This is a genomic window from Sinomonas soli, from assembly GCF_054782415.1.
On record NZ_BAAGSN010000001.1, the window covers coordinates 1 to 23,512 of the forward strand.

Consider the following 23,512-nt stretch of genomic DNA (forward strand, 5'->3'; position numbering starts at 1 on the left):
AAACCACCGTCAACACCGGCCACGGCGACCCCACCACCATCGCCACCGAAGCCCCCCACCTCCAGAACTGGATCACCCGCGGCCACTGACCCCCACCCCGCCCCACAGGCCACGCTGGCCTGTGGGACGGCTCACTCCGTAGCACAGGGTCTGGCAGAATCAGCCCATGGGGAACCCATTGGTGTCCGATGACCCAGACGAGGCGCGTTCCGGCAACGGCGTGCAGGCCGTCGAACGGGTCGTCAGGGCCCTCGAGATCCTCGCCCAGGAGGGGAGCGCCGCGGTCGGCGACATGGCCGAGCGCATGGGCGTGCACAAGTCCACTGCCTCCCGCATCCTCGGCGCCCTTGAGACCCATGGCTTTGTGCAGCAGAGCAGCCGGCGCGGGAAGTACCAGCTCGGCGTCGGTCTCCTGCGCATCGCGAGCTCCATCCCGCGTCGCCTGAGCCTGGTCCACGCCGCGCGGCCCGTGCTCGAAGACCTCGCCCAGCAGTACGGCGAGACCGTGAACCTGGCCGTGCGCCGCGACGTCTATGCGGTCAACGTGGACCAGGCGATGGGCTCGGCCAACCTCGCGAGCTTCGACTGGATCGGCAGCCTCACGCCCCTGCATTCGACCTCGAGCGGCAAGGTCTTCCTCGCCTACCTCCACGCGAGTGATCGGGAAGAACTGCTCCGGCGGGCCGAGCTGACGTCCTTCACGCCGCACACGCTCAGTCGGGCGGAGCTCATGAAGGAGCTTCCGGACATCGTGCGGCGGGGCTATGCCTCCACGCGCGGGGAGCTGGAGGAAGGGCTCAACGCGATCGCGGCGCCCGTGTTCGGGCACATGGGGGATGTGATCGGGGCCGTGAGCCTCTCCGGGCCGGCCTTCCGCTTCGATCCCGCCACGGACCCGGGGACCGTGAAGGCGGTCATCAGGGCAGGCGAGGAGATCACTGAGCTCATGGGTGGTCCGGCCTCCCAGGATCGCTCCCAGGAGGCCGGACGCTGAGCTGTGCCTAGCGGCTCGCCCCGTGCTCGGTCTCCGCGCCGGCGGCGGTCCCCCCGGCGTCCGCGCCGAACCATCCGCTGGGGGCGGGGCTGAGGTTCTGCCAGATGTGCTTCGCCTCGCGGTATTCGTCCAGGCCTGCTCGACCGAGCTCCCGGCCGATTCCCGATTTGCCGAAGCCGCCCCACTCGGCCTGCGGGACATAGGGGTGGTAGTCGTTGATCCACACCGTCCCGTGCCTCAGGGCGCCCGCCACGCGCTGGGCCCTGGAGGCGTCGGAGGTCCAGACCGCTCCTGCCAGTCCGTACTCGGTGTCGTTGGCGATCGCGATGGCCTCGGCCTCGTCGCGGAACGTCTCCACCGTGAGCACGGGCCCGAAGGACTCCTCCCGGACCACGCTCATGCCCACCCGGCAGCCGCCAAGCACGGTGGGCGGGTAGAAGAAGCCGTCCGCGAGGGGGCCCTGCGCCGGGATGTAGCCGCCGCACAGGAGCTCGGCGCCCTCGGCGATGCCGGCCTGGACGTAGGCATGCACCTGTTCCCGGTGCTTGGCCGAGATGAGCGGCCCCGTCTCGGCATCCGGATCGAAGGGGCCCCCCATCCGGATCGTCTGGGCCCGCTCGACGACCTCGGCCACGAAGCGCTCAGCGATCGACTCCTCGACCACGAGCCGCGCCCCTGCCGAGCAGACCTGGCCGGAGTGCAGGAAGACGGCCGTCAGGGCATTGTCGACCGCGGAGTCCCAGTCCGCATCGGCGAAGACCACGTTCGGGTTCTTCCCCCCGAGCTCGAAGGCCACGCGCTTGACCGTCTGCGCGGCGGCCGCCATGATCGTCTGCCCGGTGGAGAGCCCCCCGGTGAGCGAGACGAGGTCCACCCTCGGGTCGGCGCTCAGTGGGCCCCCCACCGTGGACCCCCTGCCTGTGACGAGGTTCGCGACGCCTGCCGGCACACCGGCCTCGGCCAGCGTCTCCATGAGCAGGATCGACGTCGAGGGTGTCAGCTCGCTCGGCTTGAGGACGAACGAGTTGCCGGCGACGAGCGCGGGAGCCACCTTCCACGCGGCCTGCAGGAGCGGGTAGTTCCACGGTGCGATCAGGGCGCACACGCCGAGGGGCTCGTAGACAACGCGGCTGATCGCGTCGAGGCGCCCGGTGTCGATGACCCGGCCGACATCGAGGCCCGCGACCTTGCCGTAGTAGCGGAAGCACGCCGCGATGTCGTCGATGTCGTACTCGGCCTCGACGAGGCGCTTGCCCGTGTCCAGCGCCTCGGCGCGGGCGTAGCGGGCCTTGTCCCGCTCGAGGAGGTCCGCGACGCGGAGCATCACGGCCCCCCGCTCGATCTCCGTCATGCGCCTCCAGGGACCGGCGTCGAACGCCGCCCGGGCGCTGGCAATCGCCCGCTCGGCGTCCTGGGCACTCGAGGAGACGACGACGGCGACCTCCCGCCCGTCCGCAGGACAGCGCACGGTGGACGTCGCGCCGTCGGCCGCCTGCTCCCAGGCGCCGTCGACATAGAGCCCCTTCACCGGTCCGGTGCTGGCCTGCTCCGTGGCCCCGGACAGGGTTGCTACTTGAGCCATGCCGCCACCTTGTCAGGGTTCGCGTCGATCCACTTCTTGGCGGCCGCGTCGGGGCTCATGCCGTCCTTCGCGATGTACCCGGCGACCGTGTTCTGATCCTGGTTGGTCCAGTGGAAGTTCTTGACGAGGTTGTACGCCGGGCTGCCGGAGTTGGCGAACTTGGTGGAGACCACCTTGTTGAGGTCGTACTTGGGGTAGTCGCAGGCGACCTTCGCGGCGTCCGCGTCGCAGCCGTCCGTGTAGGCCGGGAGGTTGACCTTCACGAGCGGCACCTCGGCCATGAACCACTGTGGCTCGTAGAAGTAGCCGATGAGCGGGGTGTGGTTCTGCTCGGCCTGGCGGAACGCCTGGATGAGCGCCGGCTCGGAGCCGGCGTAGACGACCTTGAAGTTCAGGCCGAGGTTCTTCACGAGGGCCTCGTCGTTGGTGACGTAGGAGGGGTCGCCGTCGAGCAGCTGGCCCTTGCCTCCCGACTCGGACGTCTTGAAGAGGTCGGCGTACTTGTTGAGGTTCTTGGAGTCGGTGATGTCCGGGTACTGCTTGGCCATCCATGGCGGCACGTACCAGCCGATCACTCCGGTGTTGCCGGTGGAGCCGGCGTCGACCGCGGTCTTCTGCTGCTTGATGTACTTGTCGGTCAGGTCCGGGTGGCCCCAGTTCTCGAGGACGGCGTCCACCTCACCGCTGCCGAAGCCCTGCCACGCGACCTCTTCCTTGAGGGTCTTGTAGTTGACGGTGCAGCCGAGCTTGTCCTTCGCGAGGGTGCCGACCACGTAGGCGTCCGCCTCGTAGCCGACCCAGGGGTTGACCGCGACGTTGAAGGCGCCGCACTTGGCGCCCCCGCTCGCGGTGGACGAGGCGGCGGAGATGTCCCCGCCGCACGCAGTGAGCCCGAGGAGGGCGGTGAGCAGGACGGCACCGCTGGCTTTCTTCTTCAGCGCCGGGGAAATTCGGGTTTTCTTCATGGCACTTCCTTGATCAGGCGCGGCCCAGGCGGGCAGCGGCGTGCTGGGTGATGCGGTCGAGCATGACTCCGAGTGCGGTAATGGCGATGCCGGCTGCGAGGCCCTTGCCGAACAGCTGGCTCTGGGAGAAGCCGGAGACGACGAGGTAGCCGAGGCCCCCGCCGCCGACGAGTCCACCGACCACGACCATGGACAGGACGTAGAGCAGGCCCTGGTTGGCGGCGAGGACGACAGCGGCCCTGGACATGGGCAGCTGGACCTTGGCGACCATCTGCCATGGCGTGGTGCCCATCGACTCCGAGGCCTCGACGGTCACCGGCGACACGCCGCGGATGCCGTCCGCGACGAGCTTGGTGGCGATGGGGACGCCGTAGGCGACGGCGGCGACGATAGCCGTGAACCGGGTGGGACCGAACAGGGCCAGGGCGGGGACGAGGTACACGAACGAGGGGATGGTCTGGAACGCGTCCAGCACCGGCCGCACGATCGAGTCGACGAGCCTGCTGCGTCCCATCAGGACGCCCACGATGACGGCGGCGATCACCACGAGGAAGGTCGCCACGAGCGTGGTCGCGAGGGTCTTCATGCTCTCGTTCCAGAGCCCGGTGCCGAGGATGACCGCCTCGCACACAAGCGTGGCAGCGCCTGCGCGCCGGCCGCCCAGGGCCAAGGCGATGCCGAGCAGCACGAGGGCCATGGCCCACCAGGGCGACTGTGCCAGGAGCGACTCGAGCGGGTTGACCAGGAGGGCCGTGACGGCCTCCTTGAGCCACTCGGTGAAGCCGGAGAACGTGTGCACCGTCCAGTCGGTGGCCGCCGAGATGGCCTGGGCGAGCGGGGCGCCGAGGTCCGGTGAGGCGGGGAACTTCGCCAAGGCGAGGTAGTTGTGCGAGAGCCAGATGGCGACCCCGGCGACGGCGGCGCCGATGATGACCACGGCGCGCCGGCCCTGGGGCCCGCGCAGGCCCGCGCTGCGGGAGCCGCGCTGGACGCGGGCTTCGATCCCCGAGCGCTCGGAGGCTGCCGTCGTCGTGCGGTCGAGCATGATCGCCATGAGGACGATCGCGAGGCCCGAGACGAAGGCGGAGCCGACGTCGAGGGACTGCAGCGACTGCAGGACCGGTTGGCCGAGCCCGGGACCGTTGATGAGCGCGGCGATGGTCGCCATGGACAGGGCAGCCATCGTGCACTGGTTGATGCCGACGACGATCGTGCGCCGTGCCATGGGCAGCTGCACCTTGGTCAGCGTCTGCCATGCGGTCCCGCCCATCGACGTGACCGCCTCGAGCGTGGTGGGTGAGACGTTCCGGATGCCGTGCTCGGTGATGCGCACCAGCGGCGGGAGCGAATAGATGATCGTGGTGACGATCGCCGAGGCGGGGCCGATCCCGAAGACGAGGGCCAGCGGTGCGAGATAGGCGAACGAGGGCAGGGTCTGCGCGAGGTCCAGCAGCGGAGAGAGGAACGCCGAGACGCGGCGGCTGCGCGCCATCCAGATCCCCAGCGGGGGCCCCACCACCGCGCAGAGGCCGACGGCGACGAAGGTCACGATGAGCGTGTCGACGCTCTGCTGCCAGTAGCCGAAGAAGCCGAACAGCAGCACGCACGCAGCCACGAGGATCATCGAGCGGACGCCCGCGAGCACGAACGCCAGCCAGGCCAGCAGGACCACGACACCGAGCCACCCGATCTCGGGCACGGGCCGCACTGCCGAGGGCTGGCTCAGGAGGTGCTGCAGGAAGGCCACGGCGCCGTTGAGGCCGTCGGTGATGGGCTGCACCACCGAGGTGAAGAAGGGGGACTGGGTGCGCGCAGTGTCGAAGCCGTCGCGGAGCCCGTTGAGCCAGAGGTGGACGTCGGTCTTGTCCGCTCCCCCGAGTTCGAGGGTCTGGGTTCCCCGGAAGAGGCCCCACAGCACGAGCCACGCGACGGCCACGCCGCCCAGCAGCACCGGGCGCCAGCGGCGTCGGACGAAGGCTGCTGCCGATGTCGGCGGCCGGGTCGCCGGCTCCGCGCCGCGCTCGCGTGCTCCGGCAGGAGGTACGGCGGCGGTCTCCGCGCGGTCCGTCGCCACCGTGCTCATGCGGGACCGCCCATCTCGGCCGTCGCGGAGTCCTCCTCGGCCACGACCACGCGCAGGATGTCGTCGTCGTCGACCACGCCGAGGAAGCGCTCGCCGTCGTAGACCCGCACGGGCAGAGAGGACTGCAGGACCTGCCGGGCAGCATCGCGCACCACGCAGTCCGACTGCATCACGGGTCCCTCGAGCGACTCGTCGGGCCGCGGAGGACGGACGACGTAGCGCAGCGTGAGCACATGGGAGCGGGGCACGTCGGAGACGAAGTCCCGCACGTAGTCGTCAGCGGGGTGGGCCACGACCTCGGCCGGAGTGCCGATCTGGACGATCTCGCCGTCACGCATGATGAGGATGCGGTCGCCGAGCTTGAGCGCCTCCTGGAGGTCGTGGGTGATGAAGACCATCGTCTTCCCCACCTCCTCGTGCAGCCGGCACACCTCGTTCTGCATGTCCCGGCGGATCAGCGGATCCAGGGCAGAGAACGGCTCGTCGAACAGCAGCACCTGCGGGTCCACCGCGAGCGCCCGGGCCAGGCCCACACGCTGCTGCATGCCGCCCGAGAGCTGGTCGGGGAACGAGTTCTCGTAGCCGGAGAGGCCCACGAGGTCGACCATCTCCTGGGCCCGGGCGAGCCTGGCCGACTTGCCCTCGCCGCGGACCTCGAGGCCGTACGCCACGTTGTCGATCACCTTCCGGTGCGGGAGGAGGCCGAACTGCTGGAACACCATGGCCATGTGGTTGCGCCGCATGGAACGCAGCTTGGCCTTGCTCGCACAGGTGACGTCCTCGCCGTCGATACTGACCCGCCCCGCGGTCGGCTCGATGAGCCGCGTCAGCAGCCGCACGAGGGTCGACTTGCCCGAGCCCGAAAGCCCCATGACCACGAAGACCTCGCCCGGCTCGACCTCGAAGGAGACGTCCTTGACGGCCGCGAGGCAGCCGGTCTTGGTCTGCAGCTCTTTCCGGGTCAGGTGTTCATCGGGCGTGCCGATGATCTTGTCGGCCTTCGCACCGAAGATCTTCCACAGGCCCTCGACCTTGAGGGCGGGCTCGTTGGAGTCCGCGCGGCGCGCCGCGCGGCGTGTAGTTTCGGGGTCCAGAGTCGGGGCGCTCATGATGCCTCCTCGAGTTGGCTGAGCGGGGTGTGGCGGTAGAAGGGTTCGGGTTGGGCAGCGAGCTCTCGGCCGAGGACGAGGTCTGCGGCCTTCTCGGCGAGCATCATCACGGGGGCAAAGATGTTGCCGTTGGTCACGTAGGGCATGGCGGAGGCGTCGGCGACGCGCAGCCCCTCGGTGCCGTGGACCTTCATGGTGTGGGGATCGACGACGGCCATCGGGTCCGAGGCCGGGCCCATCTTCGCCGTGCACGAGGGGTGCAGGGCGGTCTCGGCGTCCCGGGCGACCCAGTCGAGGATCTCCTTCTCGGTCGTGACGGACGGCCCTGGAGAGATCTCCCCGCCGTTGAATGGCGCCATGGCCGGCTGGCGGAGGATCTCGCGGGAGACGTTGATGGCCTCGATCCATTCGCGGCGATCGTTCTCGGTCGAGAGGTAGTTGAACACGATCGAGGGGCGCGCCGACGGATCCGCCGAGCGGATCTTCAGGTGCCCGCGCACATCCGAGTACATGGGTCCGACGTGCACCTGGAAGCCGTGCTCGACCTCGGCCTTCTTCCCGTCGTAGCGCACTGCTACCGGGAGGAAGTGGTACATGAGATTCGGGTAGGCGACGTCGTCGTTCGAGCGCACGAACCCGCCGCCCTCGAAGTGGTTCGTCGCCGCCGGCCCCTTGCGCCCCAGCAGCCACTCCAGGCCGATGAAGGGCATGCGCCAGAGATCCAGCGAAGGCTGCTGGGAGACTGGCTGCAGGCACGCGTGCTGGATGTAGACCTCGAGGTGGTCCTGGAGGTTCTCCCCGACGCCGGGGAGCGCGACGCGCGGCGCGACACCGACCGACCGGAGGTGCTGCGGATCGCCGATGCCGGCGAGCTGGAGCAGCTGTGGGGTGTTGAAGGCGCCGCCGCAGAGGATGACCTCTCCCGCGCTCACCGTGTGGCTCTGGCCGCCGCGGCGGTAGCTGACCCCCGTGGCCCGCGTTCCCTGGAACTCGATGCCGGTCACGGTGGCCAGCGTCTTCACGGTGACGTTGGGCCGCCGTCGGGCGGGGCGCAGGTAGCCGCGGGATGCCGAGTAGCGCTCGCCCTTGTGGACGTTGCGGTCGAACGGTCCGAAGCCTTCCTGGCGGTACCCGTTCACGTCATCCGTACGCGGGTAGCCGGCCTGGACGGCGGCGTCGAAGAATGCCTGGAACAGCGGGTTGGTGGCAGGCCCGCGCTCGAGGATGAGGGGACCCTCATGGCCCCGGAACGGGTCCTCGGGGGAGGCTGCGAGGGCGTTCTCCATGCGCTTGAAGTAGGGGAGGCAGTGGGCGAAGTCCCAGCTCTCCATGCCGGGATCCGCACCCCAGCGCTCGTAGTCCAGCGGGTTCCCGCGCTGGAAGATCATCCCGTTGATCGAGCTCGAGCCGCCCAGGACCTTGCCGCGGGCGTGCGCGACCCTGCGCCCGCCCATGAACGGCTCCGGGTCTGACTCGTAGCGCCAGTCGTAGAGTGGGTTCCCACTCGGGAAGGTGAGGGCGGCGGGCATCTGGATGAAGAGGTCCCAGGGGTAGTCGCTGCGGCCGGCCTCGAGCACCAGCACCGTGCGGTCGCCGGCCGCGCTCAGCCGGTCGGCGAGGACGGACCCGGCGCTTCCGCCGCCGACGATCACGTAGTCATAGGTCGTGGCGGTCACGATGCGGGCCGTTCTGTGACCCCGGCCTTCGCGGCTTCGGCTTTCTCCAGTGCAGTCGTCATGTCTTCTCCTGGGGGGTAGGCGGTGCAAAGAGGTGGGAGTTCAGAGGCTGAGGCGTACTGGCCTCGGGGTAATTGCATAAGGTGCAACAGGCTTCGGCTGGCACAACAGTGGGGCACCCCCAAAGGGAGTGTCAAGCATTTTCGAAGGGGTCAGAAGAATGTCACCGCGACGAAACATGGAGCCCGATTGGCCCATTGACCCACGCCGGAAGAGACCCGTAAGCTCGGGTGGTATATCAGTCGTATTCGGAAGCATCTACTTCATATTCGCGAGGGGCTTGCAGTTCTTGTTCCATGCTCCTCGCGCCTCCTCAGACGTGGCCGTCGACCGTGATCCCCGGGGGAAGGTTGGGCACTTCGTCGGATTCCTGGAGGTAGATCTCGCCGTCGCGGACCTCCACAGCGTGGACCCGGACCGGCAGCTTGGCCGGGGGCGCGTCCACGGTGCCGGTGCGCAGGCTGAACTTGGAGGCGTGGAGGGGGCACTCGACCTCGCACCCCTCCACGTACCCGTCCGCAAGCGAGGCATCCTGGTGCGTGCAGGTGTCGTCGATCGCGAACAGCTCCCCGTCCTCAGTGTGGAACAGCGCGATGGGGGGCCGCGTCTCGATCCTCATGGAGTCGCCCCGCGCCAGCTCCGACAGCGGACAGATGTGCTTCAGGTTCTCGCTCATGTGGCTCTTCTCCCTACCGCTAGTTCGCCGGGATGACGTCGCCGACCTTGGAGGTGACCCAGTCATGGAACTCCCCGATGTGGTGTTCGCTCGGGACGAGCACTCCGCCGCGGGCGTAGATCCGGGAGCCCATGGCCGGCTGGCAGCGCTCGCACGCGTCGAAGTCCTGCAGGTTCACGCGGTGGAAGAGTTCGACCGAGGCGTCGAGGTCCTTGCCGCTCTCGACGACCTGCGGCAGGTAGAGCCAGTCGCATTCGACGATCGTGCGGTCGGCGGCCATCGGGAACATGCGGTGGATGATCACGTGGTCGGGGACGAGGTTGACGAAGACGGTCGGCTTGATGGTGATCGCGTAGTAGCGGCGGTCCTGGTCCTCACCGACGCCGGGGATCACGTCGAGGCCCTCCGACCCGTCCACCGTGAAACCCTTGACGTCGGCGCCGAACTCGGCGCCGTGACCGACGAAGTACTGGGCCGCGAGGCCGTCTGCGAACTCGGGCAGGACCTCCGTGAGCTCGGGGTGGATGGTCGCGCAGTGGTAGCACTCCATGAAGTTCTCGATGATGAGCTTCCAGTTGGCCTTCACGTCGTAGGTGATGCGGCGGCCGAGGCTGAGGTTCGCCACGTCGTAGCCGTCGATCTTGTGGACGTCGCCCAGGCGGGTCTCGATCGCGCCCATCACCTCGTCCTCGAAGGAGGGCGGCTCTTCGGCCAGGCACAGCCACACGTAGCCGAGGTACTCGCGGATGTGCACCTTGACGAGGCCGTACTCCTGGCGGTCGATGTCCGGCATCTTCGTCAGGTTCGGCGCCGCGATGAGCTTGCCGTCGAGGTCGTAGGTCCACGCGTGGTAGGGGCACTGGAAGGCGCGCTCCGCCTTGCCCGAGTCCTCCATGCAGAGCTTGACGCCGCGGTGCCGGCAGATGTTGAAGAACGCCCGGATCTCGCCCTTGCGGTTGCGGGAGACGATCACGCTCTCGCGGCCAATCTGGACGGTCTTGAAGGTTCCGGGCCCGTCGAGGTCGGCCGAGCGGACTGCGCAGAACCACATCTGCTCGAAGATGCGCTCCTGCTCGGCACGGAAGACGGCTTCGTCGACGTACGTCGAGCCGGGAAGGGTCGCGATGAGGCTGTCGGAGATCTTCACTCCGCCCTTGGCGGCCTCGGTCTTCTCAGGTGCAGTGGTCATGTCTTCTCCTACTCGGGTGATGGGATGAGAGGGCAGATCTTCGGGGGCGGCGCGGGGGCGCCTAGTTCAGGAGGGCACCGAGCGTCTCGGCGATGCGGGCCCGCTGGGCGCGTTCGACGTCGCGGCGGCGCTTCGCGAAGAGCTTGGCCTGGGCACAGCTGAGCAGCCCCACGGGGTCGTCTCCGCGGTAGTACGCGGCCAGGAAGCTGTGGCTGTCGGCGTCGCCCGCCTCGATCTCGACCCGGTCGGCGAGCTCGGCGTGGCCGCTGAACTGGATGCGGACGCCGTACTGGTCAGACCAGAAATAGGGGAGCGCGGGCTGCGGCTCAGGGTCGGGGCCGCCGAGCAGTGCGCGGACGGCACGCGCCGGCTGGGCGAGGGCGGCATTCCAGTGACCGAGCCGGTGCGGGCGGCCGAGGTGGTGGTCGCGCCACGCCGCGCAGTCTCCGACCGCGACGACGCCGGGCAGCCGCGTGCGGCCGTGCTCGTCGCAGACCACGCCGTCCGCAAGCTCGAGTCCGGAGCCGGCGAGCCAGCCGGTGGCGGCCTCGCCGCCCACGGCGACCAGCACGGCGTCGACCTCGATCACCCGTCCGCCGGTGAGCTCGACCGAGCGGACCTGCGCTCCCGCGGCCTGTACCGCCTCGATTCCCACGCCCTGGAGGAGCTGGACCCCGTTGGCGGCGTGCAGCCCGGCCAGGACGGCGCCCATCTGCGGGCCCAGGCAGCGGCCCAGCGGGGCGCCCTGACCGGCGAGGATCACCACATCGGCCCCTGCAGCCCGGGCTGTCGAGGCCACCTCGGCCCCGATGAGGCCTGCTCCGACCACCAGGAGGCGCGCCCCGGGAGCGAGGGCTTCCCGGAGCCGCTGGGCGTCATCGAGCGTGCGGAGGGTGTGGACGTTCTCGAAGCCGTGGAGCGCCGGGAGCACCCGCGCTGTGGAGCCGGTCGCCAGGACGACGCCGTCCGCCTCGAGCCTCGTCCCGTCCTCGAGCACCACCGCACGCCCCCGCGGGTCCAGGGCGGCGGCCCGCCGCCCGAGGATCCACTCGGCTGCGAGGTCCTCAGTCGCCTCCTCAAGCCGCAGCGCGTCCGGGCCGACCTTCCCGCTGAGGAAGTCCTTGCTCAGCGGCGGGCGGTCGTAGGGCCGGTGCGGCTCATCGCCGATCAGGACGAGCCGGCCGTCGAACCCCTCGGCCCGGGCGGCGCGGGCGGCGGAGAGACCGGCAAGGGATGCTCCAACGACGGCGAGAGTCTTCATCGTGCTCCTGAGGTGGGCTGACCGCTGCGAGACCAATTGCTTTTACCGCAACTCGTTTCGGTATGCACAACAGTGAGCGACGCCACAGTGGGGCGTCAAGGGTTTCCTAAAACGCCCGAAAGATGTCACCTCCGCGCAGACATTCCAACTCCGCCCATAGTGGTTGACCGCGGCCCGGCATGCGCGTACGGTCCTGATATATCAGACGCATATAAGCGATCGGAGAGGCTGGTGGTCGGCGATGGAGCGGACCTGTGCACCCAAGACGCGGAGCGGACGCGGCCAGCGGGAGGACTGGTCCCGACTGATAGGGCGCACCGTGGAAGTGTGGCTCGAGGGCCAGCACGTCGCCACGGGAGAAGTCGAACAGGCCACGGCCGACGACTCCATCCTCTGGATCGCCCCGCGGGGCGTCCAACGCCGCAAGCTCTATGACAAGTGGGACGGCTACTCGGTCTGGGCATGACCGCGCGCGCCGACGGGGCGGCAGCCCCCTCGGCGCTGGTCTTTGCGCCAGGGCCGCGCAGCAGTAACGTCACCGATCATGGGGCAGACGTCTCCCGGGTATCGCCGCGGTCCGACGCCGGGCCCGCGGCCGGGCTTCTCCGGCAGCGGCTTCGGCGCCGGGATCGTCGCGGGCGCCGCCGTCCTCTTCATCGTCTACGGAGCGATCCTCGCCGCCGTCGGCCCGCAGGGCGGCATCGGCAGCCTCGCGTTCCTGCCGGGGTTCCTCTACCTCGCCGGGGCGCTCGTCCTCGCCATCCGCAGGGGCCCGTACCGCAACCTCGGCGCTGGCCTCCTCGTGGGCCTGGGCGTGTGGCTGCTCCTCGGCGGGGAGGTCTGGCTCTCCATGCTCGCGCAGACCGGCGGGATCGCCTGAAACCCCCGCGCCGACGGGGTTCCCAGAAAGCTACTCGTTGGTAACATAGATCACATGTACCGAGGAACCCGCCTGCGCGGCGCACGCATCCTGATCACTGGAGGAGCCTCCGGAATCGGCCGGCTCATGGCCCTTGAAGCGGCCCGGCGGGGCGCCGAGGTGGTGGTGTGGGACCTCTCGGACGACGGCGGCGCGGCGGTCGCCGCGGAGATCGTCGCCGCCGGGGGACTCGCCAGCTCGTACGCCGTGGACGTCACGGACGCCGGGCGGGTGGCCGCCGCAGCCCGCGGGACCGGGGACGTGGACGTCCTCGTCAACAACGCCGGCGTGGTAGCAGGCAAGCCCCTGCTCGAGGCGACCGAGGAGTCCATCCGGCGCACGTTCGAGGTCAACACCCTCGCGCTCTACTGGGTCACCCGCGCGTTCCTGCCGGGCATGGTCGCCCGCCGGGGCGGCACCGTGGCGACCATCGCGAGCGCGGCCGGGCTGATCGGCGTCGCCCGCCAGACGGACTACTCCGCCTCCAAGTTCGCGGCCCTGGGCTTCACCGAGTCGCTGCGCGCCGAGCTGCGCGCCGAGGGGCACGGGGTCGGGACGCTTGTGGTCTGCCCGTACTACATCAACACCGGCATGTTCGCCGGCGTCGAGACCCGCTTCCCGCTGCTGCTGCCGATCCTCGAGGAGCAGGAGGTGGCGCTGAAGGTCATCGACGGGATCGAGTCCGGCCGCGAGCAGATCGTCCTGCCGCCGTTCGCCCGGCTCGTGCCGCTCATGCGGGCCCTGCCGACGCGGGCGTTCGACCGGCTGGCCGACTTCTTCGGGATCAACCGGGGCATGGACCACTTCGTGGGGCGGGCTGCGCAGAAGGTGCGCTGAGGAGGGACGCGCCCCGGTCCCTCCGACCAGTTGTCCACAGAGGCGCCCGGGCTCTACCCCGTCGGGTATCACCGGCCCTACTGTAGGGGCCATGACGTGGGGGCTGCCGTACGCGGGGAACGGTGTGGTCCACGGCATGCTCGTGGGTCTGGGCATCGCCGCGGCGCTCGTGTTCTATGCCCTGGAGAAGCGTCGCCGCGGCCTCGACGATCCGCGGCTGTGGGCCCTCGCCGGCTTCGCCGTGGCGTTCGGCGCGATCGGGTCGCGCATCACGTGGGACCCGACCCGGCCGATCTCCCCCGTCGACTGGTGGACTGAGGGCGACCGCAGCATCCTCGCCGGACTCGTCGGAGCCTGGCTCGGCGTGCACCTCGGCAAGCGGCTGGTCGGGTACCGGGCGTCGACCGGTGACCTCTTCGCGCCCGCTGTCGCCCTCGCCATGGCCATCGGCCGGATCGGGTGCCTGCTCACCGAGCTCCCCGGCACACCCACCGGGGGTGCCTGGGGCATCACGCTCGCCCCGCAGCAGGCGGCGATGTTCGGCGCGCCGGCCGCGGTCGGACTCCATCCGTCCTTCGCGTACGAGATCGTGTTCCACGCGGCCGCCTTCGCCCTCATGATCCGATACCGGGGGCGCGTGCGGCGCTCCGGGGACCTCTTTGTCCTCTACGTCTCGGCGTACGCGCTCTTCCGTTTCGCCGTCGAGTTCGTCCGCGGCAACGAGGACCTCTGGCTCGGCATGAGCCGGCCGCAGTGGTTCCTCCTCGCCATGCTGCCCCTGCTCGCCTGGCGCGTGTGGAAGGTCTTGGCCGGCCCCCGCCCCGAGGAGGCCGCCGCCGCGGCCCGCGCCACGGGAGAGTCCGCGTGAGCGAGGACCGTCCGGAGCAGGGCGGGCCCTCGCCGGACCCACCGCCCCCGCCGCCCGGCGAGGAGGCGCGGACAAGTGCACGCGGCGGCTTCCTCCCTCTGTCGCTCGGCCTCGGCATCGTCTACCTCTACGCGGTTGGCCTGTCGATGCTCCCGGCCATCGGGCCACGGGGCCCGTATGGGGCACCGCTCGGACTCGCGATCACGTTCTGGGGCCTCTTCGTCGGCTACCTTGTGCTCGCGGTCGTGCTCGCCGTCCGGCGGAGGACGTCGCTGACGGGTGCCGGGATGCTCATCGCCTTCGGCATCTGGCTCCTCCTCGGCGGCGAACTCTGCGTCGGCGTCCTCGTCCAGATGAGGCAGGCATGAGGAGCCGGAGGCCCCGCCGACGGAGTTGGCGTGGTTCGGCGTGGAGCGACAGCGCGTTCGGCCTCCTCGCCGTCATCGTCCTGATCGCCTTCGGCCTGGGCCTGATTCTCGCGGCGGGTATCTGCGTCGCCGGCACGGTGAGATAAGGAGCACGTGAGATGGGAAGAGAGCCGCCGCTCCGTGACGAGCTTCCCCCCGAACCGAGCCAATGGTCGCAGATGCCCTTGGCCATCGGGATCGGGTGGGTGGGCCTCTTCGTGGTCTACCTCGTGATGTACCTGAGCTCCGGCGGCTACCCGAACGCACGCGCCGGTGCAGGTGCCTTCGTTCCGGCGGCCATCTACCTCGTCGGCGCCATCGCCTTGGCCCTCTGGCGTCCGGGCCGGGCCATCGGTTCAGGCCTGCTGATAGGACTCGGCGTCTGGCTCCTGGTCGGCGGCGGCCCCTGCGTTGCAGACCTCGCCAGAACGCCCGGTGCCGCGTGACCCGTCCACCTTCGTCGAACAGGAGCAACAGCATGAGCCTTTCGTCCCCACCGCGCCGGGCTCCCCTCGGCCCCGGGCAGCCGCTCCGCGGCGACAGGATCCACCGGTACGTCACGGCCTTCTGCCCGAAGTGCCATGAGGAGAACCCGCCGCTCGCGCAGGTGCGCCGGCTGGCCGGGGCGCTCATGGTCCGCGACGGGCGGGTGTGGCTCGAGCGCGGCTGTCCGGACCACGGGCTGGTGCGGACCCTCTATGACGAGTCCCCGGAGATCCTCGCCTATCTGGAGAAGTGGCAGGCGCCCACCAAGCAGCATGTCCCGGACGCGGCCGGGAACTTCAGGCCCGTGCCGGAGGCCTACGCCTTCGGGCTGCCGGCCATGCAGACGCAGCACACGTGCATCCTGCTCCAGGATGTGATCGAGCACTGCAACCTGCGCTGCCCCACATGCTTCACCGCGTCGGGGCCGCAGCTGCAGGGGGTCGCCCCGATCGGGGAGGTCCTCGCCAACGTGGACACGCGTCTGGCCCGGGAGAACGGGCGGCTCGATGTGCTGATGCTCTCCGGCGGCGAGCCCACGCTGTACCCGCAGCTGGCCGAGCTGCTCGAGGAACTCGTGGCGCGGCCGATCGTGCGCATCATGGTCAACAGCAACGGGGTGCGGATCGCCCAGGACGACGGCCTGCTCTCTCTGCTGGAGCGGCACCGCGAGCGGGTCGAGGTCTACCTGCAGTACGACGGGCCGTCGAGGGAGACCTCGGTCCACCACCGCGGGGGCGACCTCACACGCATCAAGGACGCCGCGATCTCGCGCCTCTCCGCGGCCGGGGTGTTCACGACCCTCACCATGACCGCCGCGCTCGGCGTCAACGACGGCGAGATCGGCGACGTGGTGATGCGCGCCCTCGAGACGCCGTTCATGGGCGGCGTGGCCCTCCAGCCCGTGTTCGGCTCCGGCCGCGGCCACGGGATCGACCCCTCCGGGCGCCTCACGCACGGCGGAGTCCTCGCGCGCCTCGAGGAGCAGACCGGCGGGGTGGTCTCGTGGCACGACCTGACCGCGCTGCCATGCTCGCACCCGCACTGCGCCTCCGTGGGCTACATGCTCAAGGACGACTCCGGGGTCTGGCGGTCGCTCACCCAGCTGGTCGGCCACGACCGCCTGCTCTCCTGGCTAGAGCTCGACCCCGACTCGCTCGCCAACCGGATCGCCGACAGCTCGCTGCCCCTCGGCATGCGCTCCATGATGAAGTCCTCGCTGCTGGACCTGCTCAGCGAGCAGTCCTCGCTCTCGCATCCGAGCACCGCCGAGCTGTGGAAGAACATCTGCACCCAGTGCGACCTCGGCATCGGCACGCTCACCACGCTCGCGGCCGGCGCGCTGCCCGGCCAGCACCAGCGCCTGAGGAAGCTCCTGGCCGAGCGGGTCACCCGCATCACCGTGAAGCCCTTCATGGACATCTCGACCATGATCGAAGAACGGCTCATGCAGTGCTGCGTCCACGTGGGTACCAAGGGCGACGACGGCGCCCACCAGTGCGCGCCGTTCTGCGCCGTGCAGGCATGGCCGCAGCTCGCCCGGCAGCGGATGAGCAGCGCCACGGGGGTCCCGCTCCCGCGGGCACTCCCCCACGAACCGCTGCCGCTGGAGGTGCTGTGAGCGCAGAGGAGGACGCCCGGCGCATCGCCTCCGGCCCTCTCCCCTCCGAGCTGGTGGGCGGCGCGGCAGGCGCGGCGGCGCACGACGGCGAGCGGCGGGCGTCGTCCGCGGCCGCGCCTCCGGAAGGCGCCGGTGGCGGCGAGGACCAGGCCCCGTTCGACCCGCTGCGGCTGTGCATCTTCGCGACGATCGCCCTGCTCGGCTGGCTCGCGGGTCCCGTGGCGCTCGTGGTGTTCGCAGCCGTGGGCTTCGCCGGCTACTGGAGGGCGCGGCGGGCCGGCCTGACCCGGTCGAAGTGCTACCTGCGCGACACCCGGCTCGTGCTCGCCTACCTTGCGGTCCTCACGGCCGCCGGCCTGTGGGGCATCTACTCGCTGCTGACCCGAGGGGGACTCCTGTGAGCAACCGACCGCCCGGCTGGCCACCCCAGCCGCCAGGGTGGCCGCCTCAGCCGCCCGCGCAGCCCGGCTGGCCGCCCCAGCCGCCCTACCCGCCCCGCCGGCGCGGGGGCGGCTCCATCGTGGGCGGGCTCTTCGCGGGGATCGGCGCCCTCGCCCTCCTCTTCGGCCTCTCGGTGGCCCTGGGCAGCATCCGCTGGGTGCCGGGCTACATCGGCTTCCTGCTGTTCCTCGCGTACGTGGCCGGGGCGATCGTCCTCACCGTGCGGCCGGCGACGATGCGCTTCGGGGCCGGCCTGCTGATGGCCATCGGCGCGTGGATCCTCATCGGCGCGGGCCTGTGCGTGGCCCTCCTCGTCGGACCCACCCTGATTCCCTAGCGGGTCTGAGCTGACGCCGCGGCTCAGCGGGCCTGGGCCACCGCTGCCTCGCTGACGAGGTTGTCCGACGCGGAGTCCATGTGGGCGAGGATGGTCTCGCGCGCCGTCGCGGCGTCCCCGGACTCGACCGCATCCACGATGGCCCGGTGCCGGTCCACGCTCATGTTGCTCGTGGCCCGCTCGAGCCCAGCGAACATGATGGACATCCGGATGGATCCCTCGAGGGACTGCCACTGGTGCAGGAGGGTCTCGTTCCCGGAGAGGCGGCACAGGAGCCGGTGGAAGTCCAGGTCCGCCTCGATCCTGTCCTCGAGGGACTGCCCCGCCGCCTCGTCCATGCGCTCGAGCGCGTCCCGGAGCTCGCCCACGGCCTTGGCCCGCCGCGGCTGCTCGATGAGAGTGCGGGCTGCGAGGGACTCGAGGGCCCCGCGCACCGCGAAGATGTCCCGGATCTCCTTCGCGTCGAGGTGCCGCACGCTGAGGCGCCCGCGGGGGCCGGCCGAGGCCAGGCCCTCCTGCTCGAGCTGCCTCAGGGCCTCGCGGAGCGTCCCGCGGCTGATGCCGAGCATCTCCGACAGCTCGGTCTCCACGAGGTGCTGGCCCTGCGCGAGCTCCCCGGAGGTGATGGCGCGGCGCAGCGCGGCGAGCGCCTGTTCGCGCAGGCTCCGCTTCTCGAGCCCCAGCAGGGATGCTGCAACGGCCATGGGTTCCTCCCCTTGTGTCGACTGTCACCCGACAGTCGTTGACACTCATGATAGGGCGGGCGCGGGCCCAGAGGCCCGCGCCCGCCCGTGGTTTCGGCGTCCGGCTCAGCCGAGGCTCAGCCGAGTTCGGACAGGACCTTCGCGACGATCCGGTCCACGCTGAGGCCGTACTTGGTGTGCAGCGTGGGCAGGGCACCGGCGTCGAGGAACTCGTCCGGGAGCCCGACCGGGACCACGCGCCGGGCCTGGCCGGCGCGGACGAGCGCCGAGGCGACGGTCTCGAACAGGCCGCCCACCACGGTGTGGTTCTCGAGCGTCACCGCGAGCCGGTCCCCCGCCAGCTCGGCGAGGACGGTCGCCTCGTCGAAGGGCTTGAGCGTCGGGGTGTGCACGACGGCGACGTCCACCTTGTGCTTCTCGAGCTCGGCGGCCGCCTGGAGCGCCCGCATGGTCATGAGCCCGGAGGAGACGAAAACGACGTCGTTTCCCCCGCGCAGGACCTTGGCCCTGCCGAGCTCGAACTCGTAGTCGTACTCGTCCAGCACGGTGGGCACCTTCCCGCGCAGGAGGCGCAGGTAGGTAGGGCCGTCGGCGGCCGCGAGCTGCGGGACGGCGGCCGCGATGTCCACCGAGTCGCACGGGTCCACGATCGTCAGGTTGGGCATGCCCCGGAAGATCGCCACGTCCTCGGTCGCCTGGTGCGAGGGCCCGTACCCGGTGGTCAGCCCCGGCAGCCCGCCGACGATGTTGACGTTCAGGTTCGGCTCGGCGATGTCCAGGCAGATGAAGTCGTACGCGCGCCGGGCCGCGAAGACCGAGTAGGTCGAGGCGAAGGGCACGAGCCCGGCCTCGGCCATCCCCGCCGCCGCCCCGAAGAGCAGCTGCTCCGCCATGCCCATCTGGAAGAAGCGCTCCGGGTGGGCCTCGGCGAAGATGTGCATGTCCGTGTACTTGCCCAAATCCGCCGTGAGCCCCACGATCCGCGGATCGGCCTCGGCCGCCGCGGCGAGCGCGTGCCCGAACGGAGCCGGCGCCGTCTTCTGGCCCGGGTCGGCGAACGAGGCGATCATCGCCGAGGTCTTCAGCTTCGGGGCTGCGCCCGTTGCCACTGCTGCCGTGCTCATGCCGTCACCTCCTGGCCCTCGCCCCGCCCGGCTGCCGCCTGGCCGGCCGCGTCCTGCCGGGCCGCCCAGCCCGCCTCGAGCTGCTCGTTGCAGATCGCCCACTCGTGCTCCTCGATGCGCATGAAGTGCGCCTTCTCCCGCTGCTCGAGCAGCGGCACGCCCCGCCCCACCTTCGTGTCGCAGAGCACGACGGCGGGTGCCCCCTCGCCGTCGTCCGTCACCGCAGAACCCGGCCCGGCGGCGTCGAACGCCTCCAGGAGGGCGCCGGCGTCGTTGCCGTCCACGCGGAACACGCGCCAGCCGCAGGCCGCCCACTTGTCCGCGACCGGCTCGGTCCGCAGCACGCCGGCGGTCGCGCCGTCGGCCTGGAGGGCGTTGATGTCCACCACGGCGGTCAGCCGGCCGAGGCGGTGGTGCGCGGCGCCCATGGCGGCCTCCCACGTCGAGCCCTCGTCGAGCTCGCCGTCGGAGAGGAAGTTGACCACCCGGGCGGCGTTGCCGCGGTAGCGCAGTCCCAGGGCCAGGCCAACCGCGACGGTCAGCCCGTGCCCGAGCGAGCCGCCGGAGATCTCCATGCCCGGGGTGTAGGTGGACATGCCGGACATCGGCAGGCGCGAGCCGTCCGAGCCGTAGGTCTCGAGCTCCTCGACCGGGATGGTCCCGGCCTCGGCGAGCGCCGCGTAGAGCCCGATCGCGTAGTGGCCGGTGGAGAGGAGGAACCGGTCACGGCCCTCCCACTCGGGGTCCTCGGGGCGGAAGCGGAGCTGGTCCGTGTACACGGTGGCCAGGATGTCCGCGGCGCCGAGGGCCTGGCCCACGTAGCCCTGGCCCTGGACCTCGCCCATGAAGAGGGCGTGGCGGCGGATCCGGTGGGCGGCGGCCTCCACGGCGGCGCGGCGCTCGGCCAGCCCGGCGGGGGTGGGGGTTTCCAGTGTCGATGAGGTCATCGGTTGCGTCTTCCTCGGGTCCTTCAGTGGGTGCTCGCCGGCGCGGGGGTCTGGGCCGAGGCCAGCTCGGCGGCCTCGCGCTCGCGGCGGCCCCAGGTCTCGCGGGTCACGAGGGCGGCCCAGAGGCCGATCGCGCCGTAGGCGCTGAAGAGCAGGGCGGGGCCGATCCAGCCGAAGCTGACGAACAGCAGGGTGGTGATGAACGGTGTGAAGCCGGAGACCATGGCCGAGATCTGGTAGGCGAGCGAGGCTCCGGACGAGCGGGTCTTGGCCTGGAACAGCTCGGGGAACCAGGCGCCCTGGGCGCCGGCGAGGGAGTTCTGGCACACGGCGTAGGCGATCACGATGGTGGCCACGATGAACAGGAACATGCCGGTGTTGACCAGCAGGAACATCGGCACGCCGAACACCACGGCGAACGCGCAGGAGACGATGTACACCGGGCGGCGGCCCACCCTGTCGGTCAGGGCGCCCCACTTCCAGGTGGCGATGATGCCGATGGCGGAGGCGATGCACAGCGCGATGAGCGTCTGGTTCTTGTCCGCGAGCTTGGTCGAGTTGATGTAGGAGATCATGTACGTGATCGACACGGCGTAGCCGGCCGTCTCCGCGATGCGCAGGCCGATGCCCCGCACGATGTTGCGCCAGTCCTCGCGGATCACCTGGCTGATGGGGGACTTGGCGATCTCGCCGCGGTCCCTGACGTCCTCGAAGACGGGCGACTCCGGGACCTTGGAGCGGATGATCAGGCCCACGATCACGAGGGCGAGGCTCGCCAGGAACGGGATGCGCCAGGCCCACTCATCGCCGAGGTGGACGCTGAAGAGGAACACGAGGTTGGCCAGCAGCAGGCCCACGGGGAACCCGGCCTGGACGATGCCGGTCACCGCGCCCTTGCGCCGCCACGGGGCGTGCTCGTAGCTCATGAGGATCGCCCCGCCCCACTCGGCCCCGAACGCGAGGCCCTGGATGATGCGGACGGCCACGAGCAGCACGGGGGCGAGGATGCCCACCGCGGCGTACGTGGGCAGCAGGCCGATCGCGAACGTCGCGAGGCCCATGATGATGAGCGAGGTGACCAGGACCGGCTTGCGGCCGAGGCGGTCGCCGAGGTGGCCGCCGATGATGCCGCCGAGCGGGCGGGCGGCGAACCCGACGCCGAGGGTGGCGAACGAGGCCAGGGTGCCCGTGACCGGATCGGCGCCGGGGAAGAAGGCGTGGTTGAAGTAGAGGGCTGCCGCGGTGCCGAAGCCGATGAAGTCGTAGGTCTCGATGACGGCCCCGACGGCAGAGCCGACGGCGACGCGCCGGGCGTCCTTGGTGCCGTGGACCGGGCCGCGCATGGCCAGAGCCTCGTTGCTCATTGCGTTCCTTCCGAAAGTGGGGTTCTCTCGCTGCCGCCGTCCCTGTTGACAGTCGACATGATATGCCAGTGTGCTGCGCGTCACCCTTCAATGTCAACAGTCGACCTGTCCGGTTGACTGTCGACATTGCATCCGCCTACCGTGGTTGACGTCACACCACCGCTCCACCTGGAGGGACACCGATGTTCCACGACCGACTCGGCTGCTCGTCGATCAGCTTCCGGCACCTGCCCTCTCCCGAGGCGCTGGCCACCATCTCCGGCCTCGGCTTCGAGGAGATCGACCTCGGCGCCCTGCCCGGCGTGTGCGACCACGTCCCCTTCGAGCTCACCGATGCGGACATCGCGGCCGTGGCGGCCCGCGTCGAGGGCTCGGGGCTGCGCGTCCGCTCGGTCAACGGGGATGTCGGCGACCTCAACGCGACGCTCGACGGCGCCCGGCTGGCCGCGCGGGCGGCGCACCTCGACCGGCTGCTCGCCCTGACCTGCACCGTCGGAGCGAAGGCGCTCGTGCTCCCCTGCGGCGCCCTGAGCCCCGAGCCGGTGCGGGGCCTCGGCGAGGACCTCGGCCTCGTGGCCCACCAGCTCGCGGTGGCCGCCGAGCGCGCGGCGGCGTTCGGCGTCGAGCTGTGGACCGAATCCCTGCACTACTACCGCCTGTGCGGGACCCTCGACCGGGCTCTCGCCCTCGCCGACCGGCTCGTGGGCACCCGGGTGCGGCACGTCGTCGACCTCTCCCATGTCGTCGCCTCGGGGAGCCGGCCGGAGGAAGCGATCCGGGCGTTGGCGGCCCGAGCGGGCGCCCAGGGCATCGCCCACGTCCACCTCCGCGACGCCGTGCCGGGGAACATCAACCTCAGCATCGGCAACGGCTCCGTGGACTTCGCCGGCGCCCTCGCCGCCCTGCGCGACGTGGGCTTCGACGGACACTTCTCGCTCGAGCTCGAGGCGCACGACCTCACCCACGACGAGCGCCCCGCGGCGGCCGCCAAGTCCGCGAGCTTCATCACCGACCTCATCTGACCCCTCCCCTGCCAGACCTCACCGAAGAGACAAGAAGGAACCACCATGAGCAGCATCCAGCGCACCGCCATCCTCACCGGCGCCACCTCCGAGAAGGGCATCGGCCTCGCCACCGCCCGCCGCTACGCCCGCGAGGGCTGGGGCGTGGTCATCCTGGACCTCGACGGCGAGAAGTCCGCGAAGACCGCCCAGGACATTGCCAACGAGTTCAACGTCCCCGCCTTCGGGCACGAGGTCGATGTGGCGGACGAGGCCTCGGTCGCCGCCGCTGCCGGCGCCGTGGCCGCGGAGGTCGCCGCAGGCCGCCTGCCCGTGGTCGGCGCGCTCGCCAACATCGCCGGCATCACCTCCCCCGTGCCGTTCCTCGAGACCGACCTCGCCCTGTGGAACAAGGTCATGGCGGTCAACGCCACCGGCACCTACCTCGTCACCAAGGCGTTCCTGCCGGCCATGATCGAGGGCGGCTGGGGTCGGATCGTGAACATGTCCTCCGTCTCCGCCCAGCGCGGCGGCGGCGTGTTCGGCCGGGTCCCCTACTCCGCCGCCAAGGCCGCCATCCTCGGCTTCACCAAGGCCCTCGCCCGCGAGATCGCCCCCACCGGGATCACCGTCAACGCCATCACCCCCGGCGCCGTGGACACCAACATCCGCGTGGGCAGCACCGACGAGCAGGAGGCCGCGATCGCCCGCGACATCCCGCTCGGCCGCACCGCCTCGACCGAGGAGATCGCCTCGGTGATCACCTGGCTCTCCTCCGACGGCGCCTCCTACCTCACCGGCACCACGGTGGACGTCAACGGCGGCAGCCACATCCACTGACGCTCCGCTCAACCACCGGTCCCC

At 70.6% G+C, this 23,512-nt stretch carries 24 protein-coding genes; 12 read left to right on the forward strand and 12 right to left on the reverse strand.

Going from position 1 to position 23,512, the window contains the following annotated elements; translation table 11 throughout:
• Positions 1–181 precede the first annotated feature (181 nt).
• Positions 182–994: an IclR family transcriptional regulator gene (locus ACYVKZ_RS00005; RefSeq protein WP_460989902.1), complete on the forward strand. Its 813-nt coding sequence runs from the start codon at positions 182–184 to the stop codon at positions 992–994.
• 7 nt (positions 995–1,001) lie between these two features.
• Here ACYVKZ_RS00005 and ACYVKZ_RS00010 read toward each other — a convergent pair whose 3' ends face one another.
• The 8 genes from ACYVKZ_RS00010 to ACYVKZ_RS00045 all read right to left on the reverse strand — a co-directional run bounded on the left by ACYVKZ_RS00010 (position 1,002) and on the right by ACYVKZ_RS00045 (position 11,595).
• Complete coding sequence (locus ACYVKZ_RS00010; protein ID WP_460989904.1) at positions 1,002–2,576, reverse strand: aldehyde dehydrogenase family protein; 1,575 nt, start codon at positions 2,574–2,576, stop codon at positions 1,002–1,004.
• Positions 2,564–3,541 carry an ABC transporter substrate-binding protein gene (locus ACYVKZ_RS00015; RefSeq protein ID WP_460989905.1) on the reverse strand — a complete coding sequence of 326 codons (978 nt, stop codon included), beginning with the start codon at positions 3,539–3,541 and terminating at the stop codon, positions 2,564–2,566. The genes ACYVKZ_RS00010 and ACYVKZ_RS00015 overlap by 13 nt, the downstream gene beginning before the upstream one ends.
• A gap of 13 nt (positions 3,542–3,554) precedes the next feature.
• Positions 3,555–5,624 carry an ABC transporter permease gene (locus ACYVKZ_RS00020; protein ID WP_460989907.1) on the reverse strand — a complete coding sequence of 690 codons (2,070 nt, stop codon included), beginning with the start codon at positions 5,622–5,624 and terminating at the stop codon, positions 3,555–3,557.
• On the reverse strand, positions 5,621–6,733 hold the full coding sequence (locus ACYVKZ_RS00025) for a quaternary amine ABC transporter ATP-binding protein (RefSeq protein WP_460989909.1): 1,113 nt from the start codon (positions 6,731–6,733) through the stop codon (positions 5,621–5,623). The genes ACYVKZ_RS00020 and ACYVKZ_RS00025 overlap by 4 nt, the downstream gene beginning before the upstream one ends.
• Complete coding sequence (gene betA, locus ACYVKZ_RS00030; protein ID WP_460989911.1) at positions 6,730–8,409, reverse strand: choline dehydrogenase; 1,680 nt, start codon at positions 8,407–8,409, stop codon at positions 6,730–6,732. Before betA ends, ACYVKZ_RS00025 begins: the two co-directional genes overlap by 4 nt.
• A 373-nt stretch (positions 8,410–8,782) precedes the next feature.
• Complete coding sequence (locus tag ACYVKZ_RS00035; RefSeq protein WP_460990068.1) at positions 8,783–9,133, reverse strand: bifunctional 3-phenylpropionate/cinnamic acid dioxygenase ferredoxin subunit; 351 nt, start codon at positions 9,131–9,133, stop codon at positions 8,783–8,785.
• 31 nt (positions 9,134–9,164) lie between these two features.
• Entirely contained in the window at positions 9,165–10,334 is a 1,170-nt protein-coding gene (locus ACYVKZ_RS00040; protein ID WP_460989912.1) for an aromatic ring-hydroxylating oxygenase subunit alpha, read from the reverse strand.
• 61 nt (positions 10,335–10,395) lie between these two features.
• The gene (locus tag ACYVKZ_RS00045) at positions 10,396–11,595 is read right to left on the reverse strand and encodes an NAD(P)/FAD-dependent oxidoreductase (RefSeq protein WP_460989913.1); all 1,200 of its coding nucleotides are present in this window, start codon (positions 11,593–11,595) and stop codon (positions 10,396–10,398) included.
• A gap of 319 nt (positions 11,596–11,914) precedes the next feature.
• Between ACYVKZ_RS00045 and ACYVKZ_RS00050 the strand changes: the two genes are divergently transcribed.
• The 9 genes from ACYVKZ_RS00050 (at position 11,915) to ACYVKZ_RS00090 (ending at position 17,508) form a co-directional block, all read left to right on the forward strand.
• Positions 11,915–12,061, forward strand: coding sequence for a hypothetical protein (locus ACYVKZ_RS00050; RefSeq protein ID WP_460989914.1), 147 nt, complete (start codon positions 11,915–11,917; stop codon positions 12,059–12,061).
• A gap of 78 nt (positions 12,062–12,139) precedes the next feature.
• The gene (locus ACYVKZ_RS00055; RefSeq protein WP_460989916.1) at positions 12,140–12,475 is read left to right on the forward strand and encodes a hypothetical protein; all 336 of its coding nucleotides are present in this window, start codon (positions 12,140–12,142) and stop codon (positions 12,473–12,475) included.
• Positions 12,476–12,529: 54 nt separating this feature from the next.
• Positions 12,530–13,351, forward strand: a complete 822-nt coding sequence (locus ACYVKZ_RS00060; protein WP_460989918.1) for an SDR family oxidoreductase — start codon at positions 12,530–12,532, stop codon at positions 13,349–13,351.
• Positions 13,352–13,442: 91 nt separating this feature from the next.
• Entirely contained in the window at positions 13,443–14,219 is a 777-nt protein-coding gene (locus ACYVKZ_RS00065; RefSeq protein WP_460989920.1) for a prolipoprotein diacylglyceryl transferase, read from the forward strand.
• Positions 14,216–14,587, forward strand: a complete 372-nt coding sequence (locus tag ACYVKZ_RS00070; RefSeq protein WP_460989921.1) for a hypothetical protein — start codon at positions 14,216–14,218, stop codon at positions 14,585–14,587. The genes ACYVKZ_RS00065 and ACYVKZ_RS00070 overlap by 4 nt, the downstream gene beginning before the upstream one ends.
• Before the next feature lie 158 nt (positions 14,588–14,745).
• Positions 14,746–15,072: a hypothetical protein gene (locus ACYVKZ_RS00075; protein ID WP_460989923.1), complete on the forward strand. Its 327-nt coding sequence runs from the start codon at positions 14,746–14,748 to the stop codon at positions 15,070–15,072.
• 32 nt (positions 15,073–15,104) lie between these two features.
• Positions 15,105–16,730, forward strand: a complete 1,626-nt coding sequence (locus ACYVKZ_RS00080) for a radical SAM protein (RefSeq protein ID WP_460989924.1) — start codon at positions 15,105–15,107, stop codon at positions 16,728–16,730.
• Positions 16,727–17,131, forward strand: a complete 405-nt coding sequence (locus tag ACYVKZ_RS00085; protein ID WP_460989926.1) for a hypothetical protein — start codon at positions 16,727–16,729, stop codon at positions 17,129–17,131. Before ACYVKZ_RS00080 ends, ACYVKZ_RS00085 begins: the two co-directional genes overlap by 4 nt.
• Before the next feature lie 119 nt (positions 17,132–17,250).
• Positions 17,251–17,508: a hypothetical protein gene (locus ACYVKZ_RS00090; RefSeq protein WP_460989928.1), complete on the forward strand. Its 258-nt coding sequence runs from the start codon at positions 17,251–17,253 to the stop codon at positions 17,506–17,508.
• 23 nt (positions 17,509–17,531) lie between these two features.
• Here ACYVKZ_RS00090 and ACYVKZ_RS00095 read toward each other — a convergent pair whose 3' ends face one another.
• The 4 genes from ACYVKZ_RS00095 to ACYVKZ_RS00110 all read right to left on the reverse strand — a co-directional run bounded on the left by ACYVKZ_RS00095 (position 17,532) and on the right by ACYVKZ_RS00110 (position 21,647).
• Complete coding sequence (locus tag ACYVKZ_RS00095) at positions 17,532–18,212, reverse strand: GntR family transcriptional regulator (protein WP_460989929.1); 681 nt, start codon at positions 18,210–18,212, stop codon at positions 17,532–17,534.
• A gap of 116 nt (positions 18,213–18,328) precedes the next feature.
• Positions 18,329–19,336, reverse strand: coding sequence for a transketolase family protein (locus ACYVKZ_RS00100; protein WP_460989931.1), 1,008 nt, complete (start codon positions 19,334–19,336; stop codon positions 18,329–18,331).
• A complete protein-coding gene (locus ACYVKZ_RS00105) occupies positions 19,333–20,283 on the reverse strand; it encodes a transketolase (RefSeq protein ID WP_460989932.1) in 951 nt (316 codons plus the stop codon). The genes ACYVKZ_RS00100 and ACYVKZ_RS00105 overlap by 4 nt, the downstream gene beginning before the upstream one ends.
• A 23-nt stretch (positions 20,284–20,306) precedes the next feature.
• Positions 20,307–21,647: an MFS transporter gene (locus ACYVKZ_RS00110; protein WP_460989934.1), complete on the reverse strand. Its 1,341-nt coding sequence runs from the start codon at positions 21,645–21,647 to the stop codon at positions 20,307–20,309.
• Between the two features lie 182 nt (positions 21,648–21,829).
• Between ACYVKZ_RS00110 and ACYVKZ_RS00115 the strand changes: the two genes are divergently transcribed.
• Together ACYVKZ_RS00115 and ACYVKZ_RS00120 are read left to right on the forward strand one after the other, a co-directional pair.
• Positions 21,830–22,669 (forward strand): sugar phosphate isomerase/epimerase family protein, encoded by an 840-nt coding sequence (locus ACYVKZ_RS00115; RefSeq protein WP_460989935.1) that lies wholly within the window; start codon positions 21,830–21,832, stop codon positions 22,667–22,669.
• 45 nt (positions 22,670–22,714) lie between these two features.
• Entirely contained in the window at positions 22,715–23,488 is a 774-nt protein-coding gene (locus ACYVKZ_RS00120) for an SDR family NAD(P)-dependent oxidoreductase (RefSeq protein ID WP_460989937.1), read from the forward strand.
• The last annotated feature ends 24 nt before the right edge of the window (positions 23,489–23,512 follow it).

What these genes read in the sequence shown, in the direction of transcription:
- ACYVKZ_RS00010 (WP_460989904.1), bottom strand. Translation starts at nt 2,576, where the DNA reads ATGGCTCAAGTAGCAACCCTGTCCGGGGCCACGGAGCAGGCCAGCACC.
- ACYVKZ_RS00015 (WP_460989905.1), bottom strand. Translation starts at nt 3,541, where the DNA reads ATGAAGAAAACCCGAATTTCCCCGGCGCTGAAGAAGAAAGCCAGCGGT.
- ACYVKZ_RS00020 (WP_460989907.1), bottom strand. Translation starts at nt 5,624, where the DNA reads ATGAGCACGGTGGCGACGGACCGCGCGGAGACCGCCGCCGTACCTCCT.
- ACYVKZ_RS00025 (WP_460989909.1), bottom strand. Translation starts at nt 6,733, where the DNA reads ATGAGCGCCCCGACTCTGGACCCCGAAACTACACGCCGCGCGGCGCGC.
- ACYVKZ_RS00040 (WP_460989912.1), bottom strand. Translation starts at nt 10,334, where the DNA reads ATGACCACTGCACCTGAGAAGACCGAGGCCGCCAAGGGCGGAGTGAAG.
- ACYVKZ_RS00045 (WP_460989913.1), bottom strand. Translation starts at nt 11,595, where the DNA reads ATGAAGACTCTCGCCGTCGTTGGAGCATCCCTTGCCGGTCTCTCCGCC.
- ACYVKZ_RS00055 (WP_460989916.1), top strand. Translation starts at nt 12,140, where the DNA reads ATGGGGCAGACGTCTCCCGGGTATCGCCGCGGTCCGACGCCGGGCCCG.
- ACYVKZ_RS00060 (WP_460989918.1), top strand. Translation starts at nt 12,530, where the DNA reads ATGTACCGAGGAACCCGCCTGCGCGGCGCACGCATCCTGATCACTGGA.
- ACYVKZ_RS00065 (WP_460989920.1), top strand. Translation starts at nt 13,443, where the DNA reads ATGACGTGGGGGCTGCCGTACGCGGGGAACGGTGTGGTCCACGGCATG.
- ACYVKZ_RS00075 (WP_460989923.1), top strand. Translation starts at nt 14,746, where the DNA reads ATGGGAAGAGAGCCGCCGCTCCGTGACGAGCTTCCCCCCGAACCGAGC.
- ACYVKZ_RS00080 (WP_460989924.1), top strand. Translation starts at nt 15,105, where the DNA reads ATGAGCCTTTCGTCCCCACCGCGCCGGGCTCCCCTCGGCCCCGGGCAG.
- ACYVKZ_RS00095 (WP_460989929.1), bottom strand. Translation starts at nt 18,212, where the DNA reads ATGGCCGTTGCAGCATCCCTGCTGGGGCTCGAGAAGCGGAGCCTGCGC.
- ACYVKZ_RS00100 (WP_460989931.1), bottom strand. Translation starts at nt 19,336, where the DNA reads ATGAGCACGGCAGCAGTGGCAACGGGCGCAGCCCCGAAGCTGAAGACC.
- ACYVKZ_RS00105 (WP_460989932.1), bottom strand. Translation starts at nt 20,283, where the DNA reads ATGACCTCATCGACACTGGAAACCCCCACCCCCGCCGGGCTGGCCGAG.
- ACYVKZ_RS00110 (WP_460989934.1), bottom strand. Translation starts at nt 21,647, where the DNA reads ATGAGCAACGAGGCTCTGGCCATGCGCGGCCCGGTCCACGGCACCAAG.
- ACYVKZ_RS00115 (WP_460989935.1), top strand. Translation starts at nt 21,830, where the DNA reads ATGTTCCACGACCGACTCGGCTGCTCGTCGATCAGCTTCCGGCACCTG.
- ACYVKZ_RS00120 (WP_460989937.1), top strand. Translation starts at nt 22,715, where the DNA reads ATGAGCAGCATCCAGCGCACCGCCATCCTCACCGGCGCCACCTCCGAG.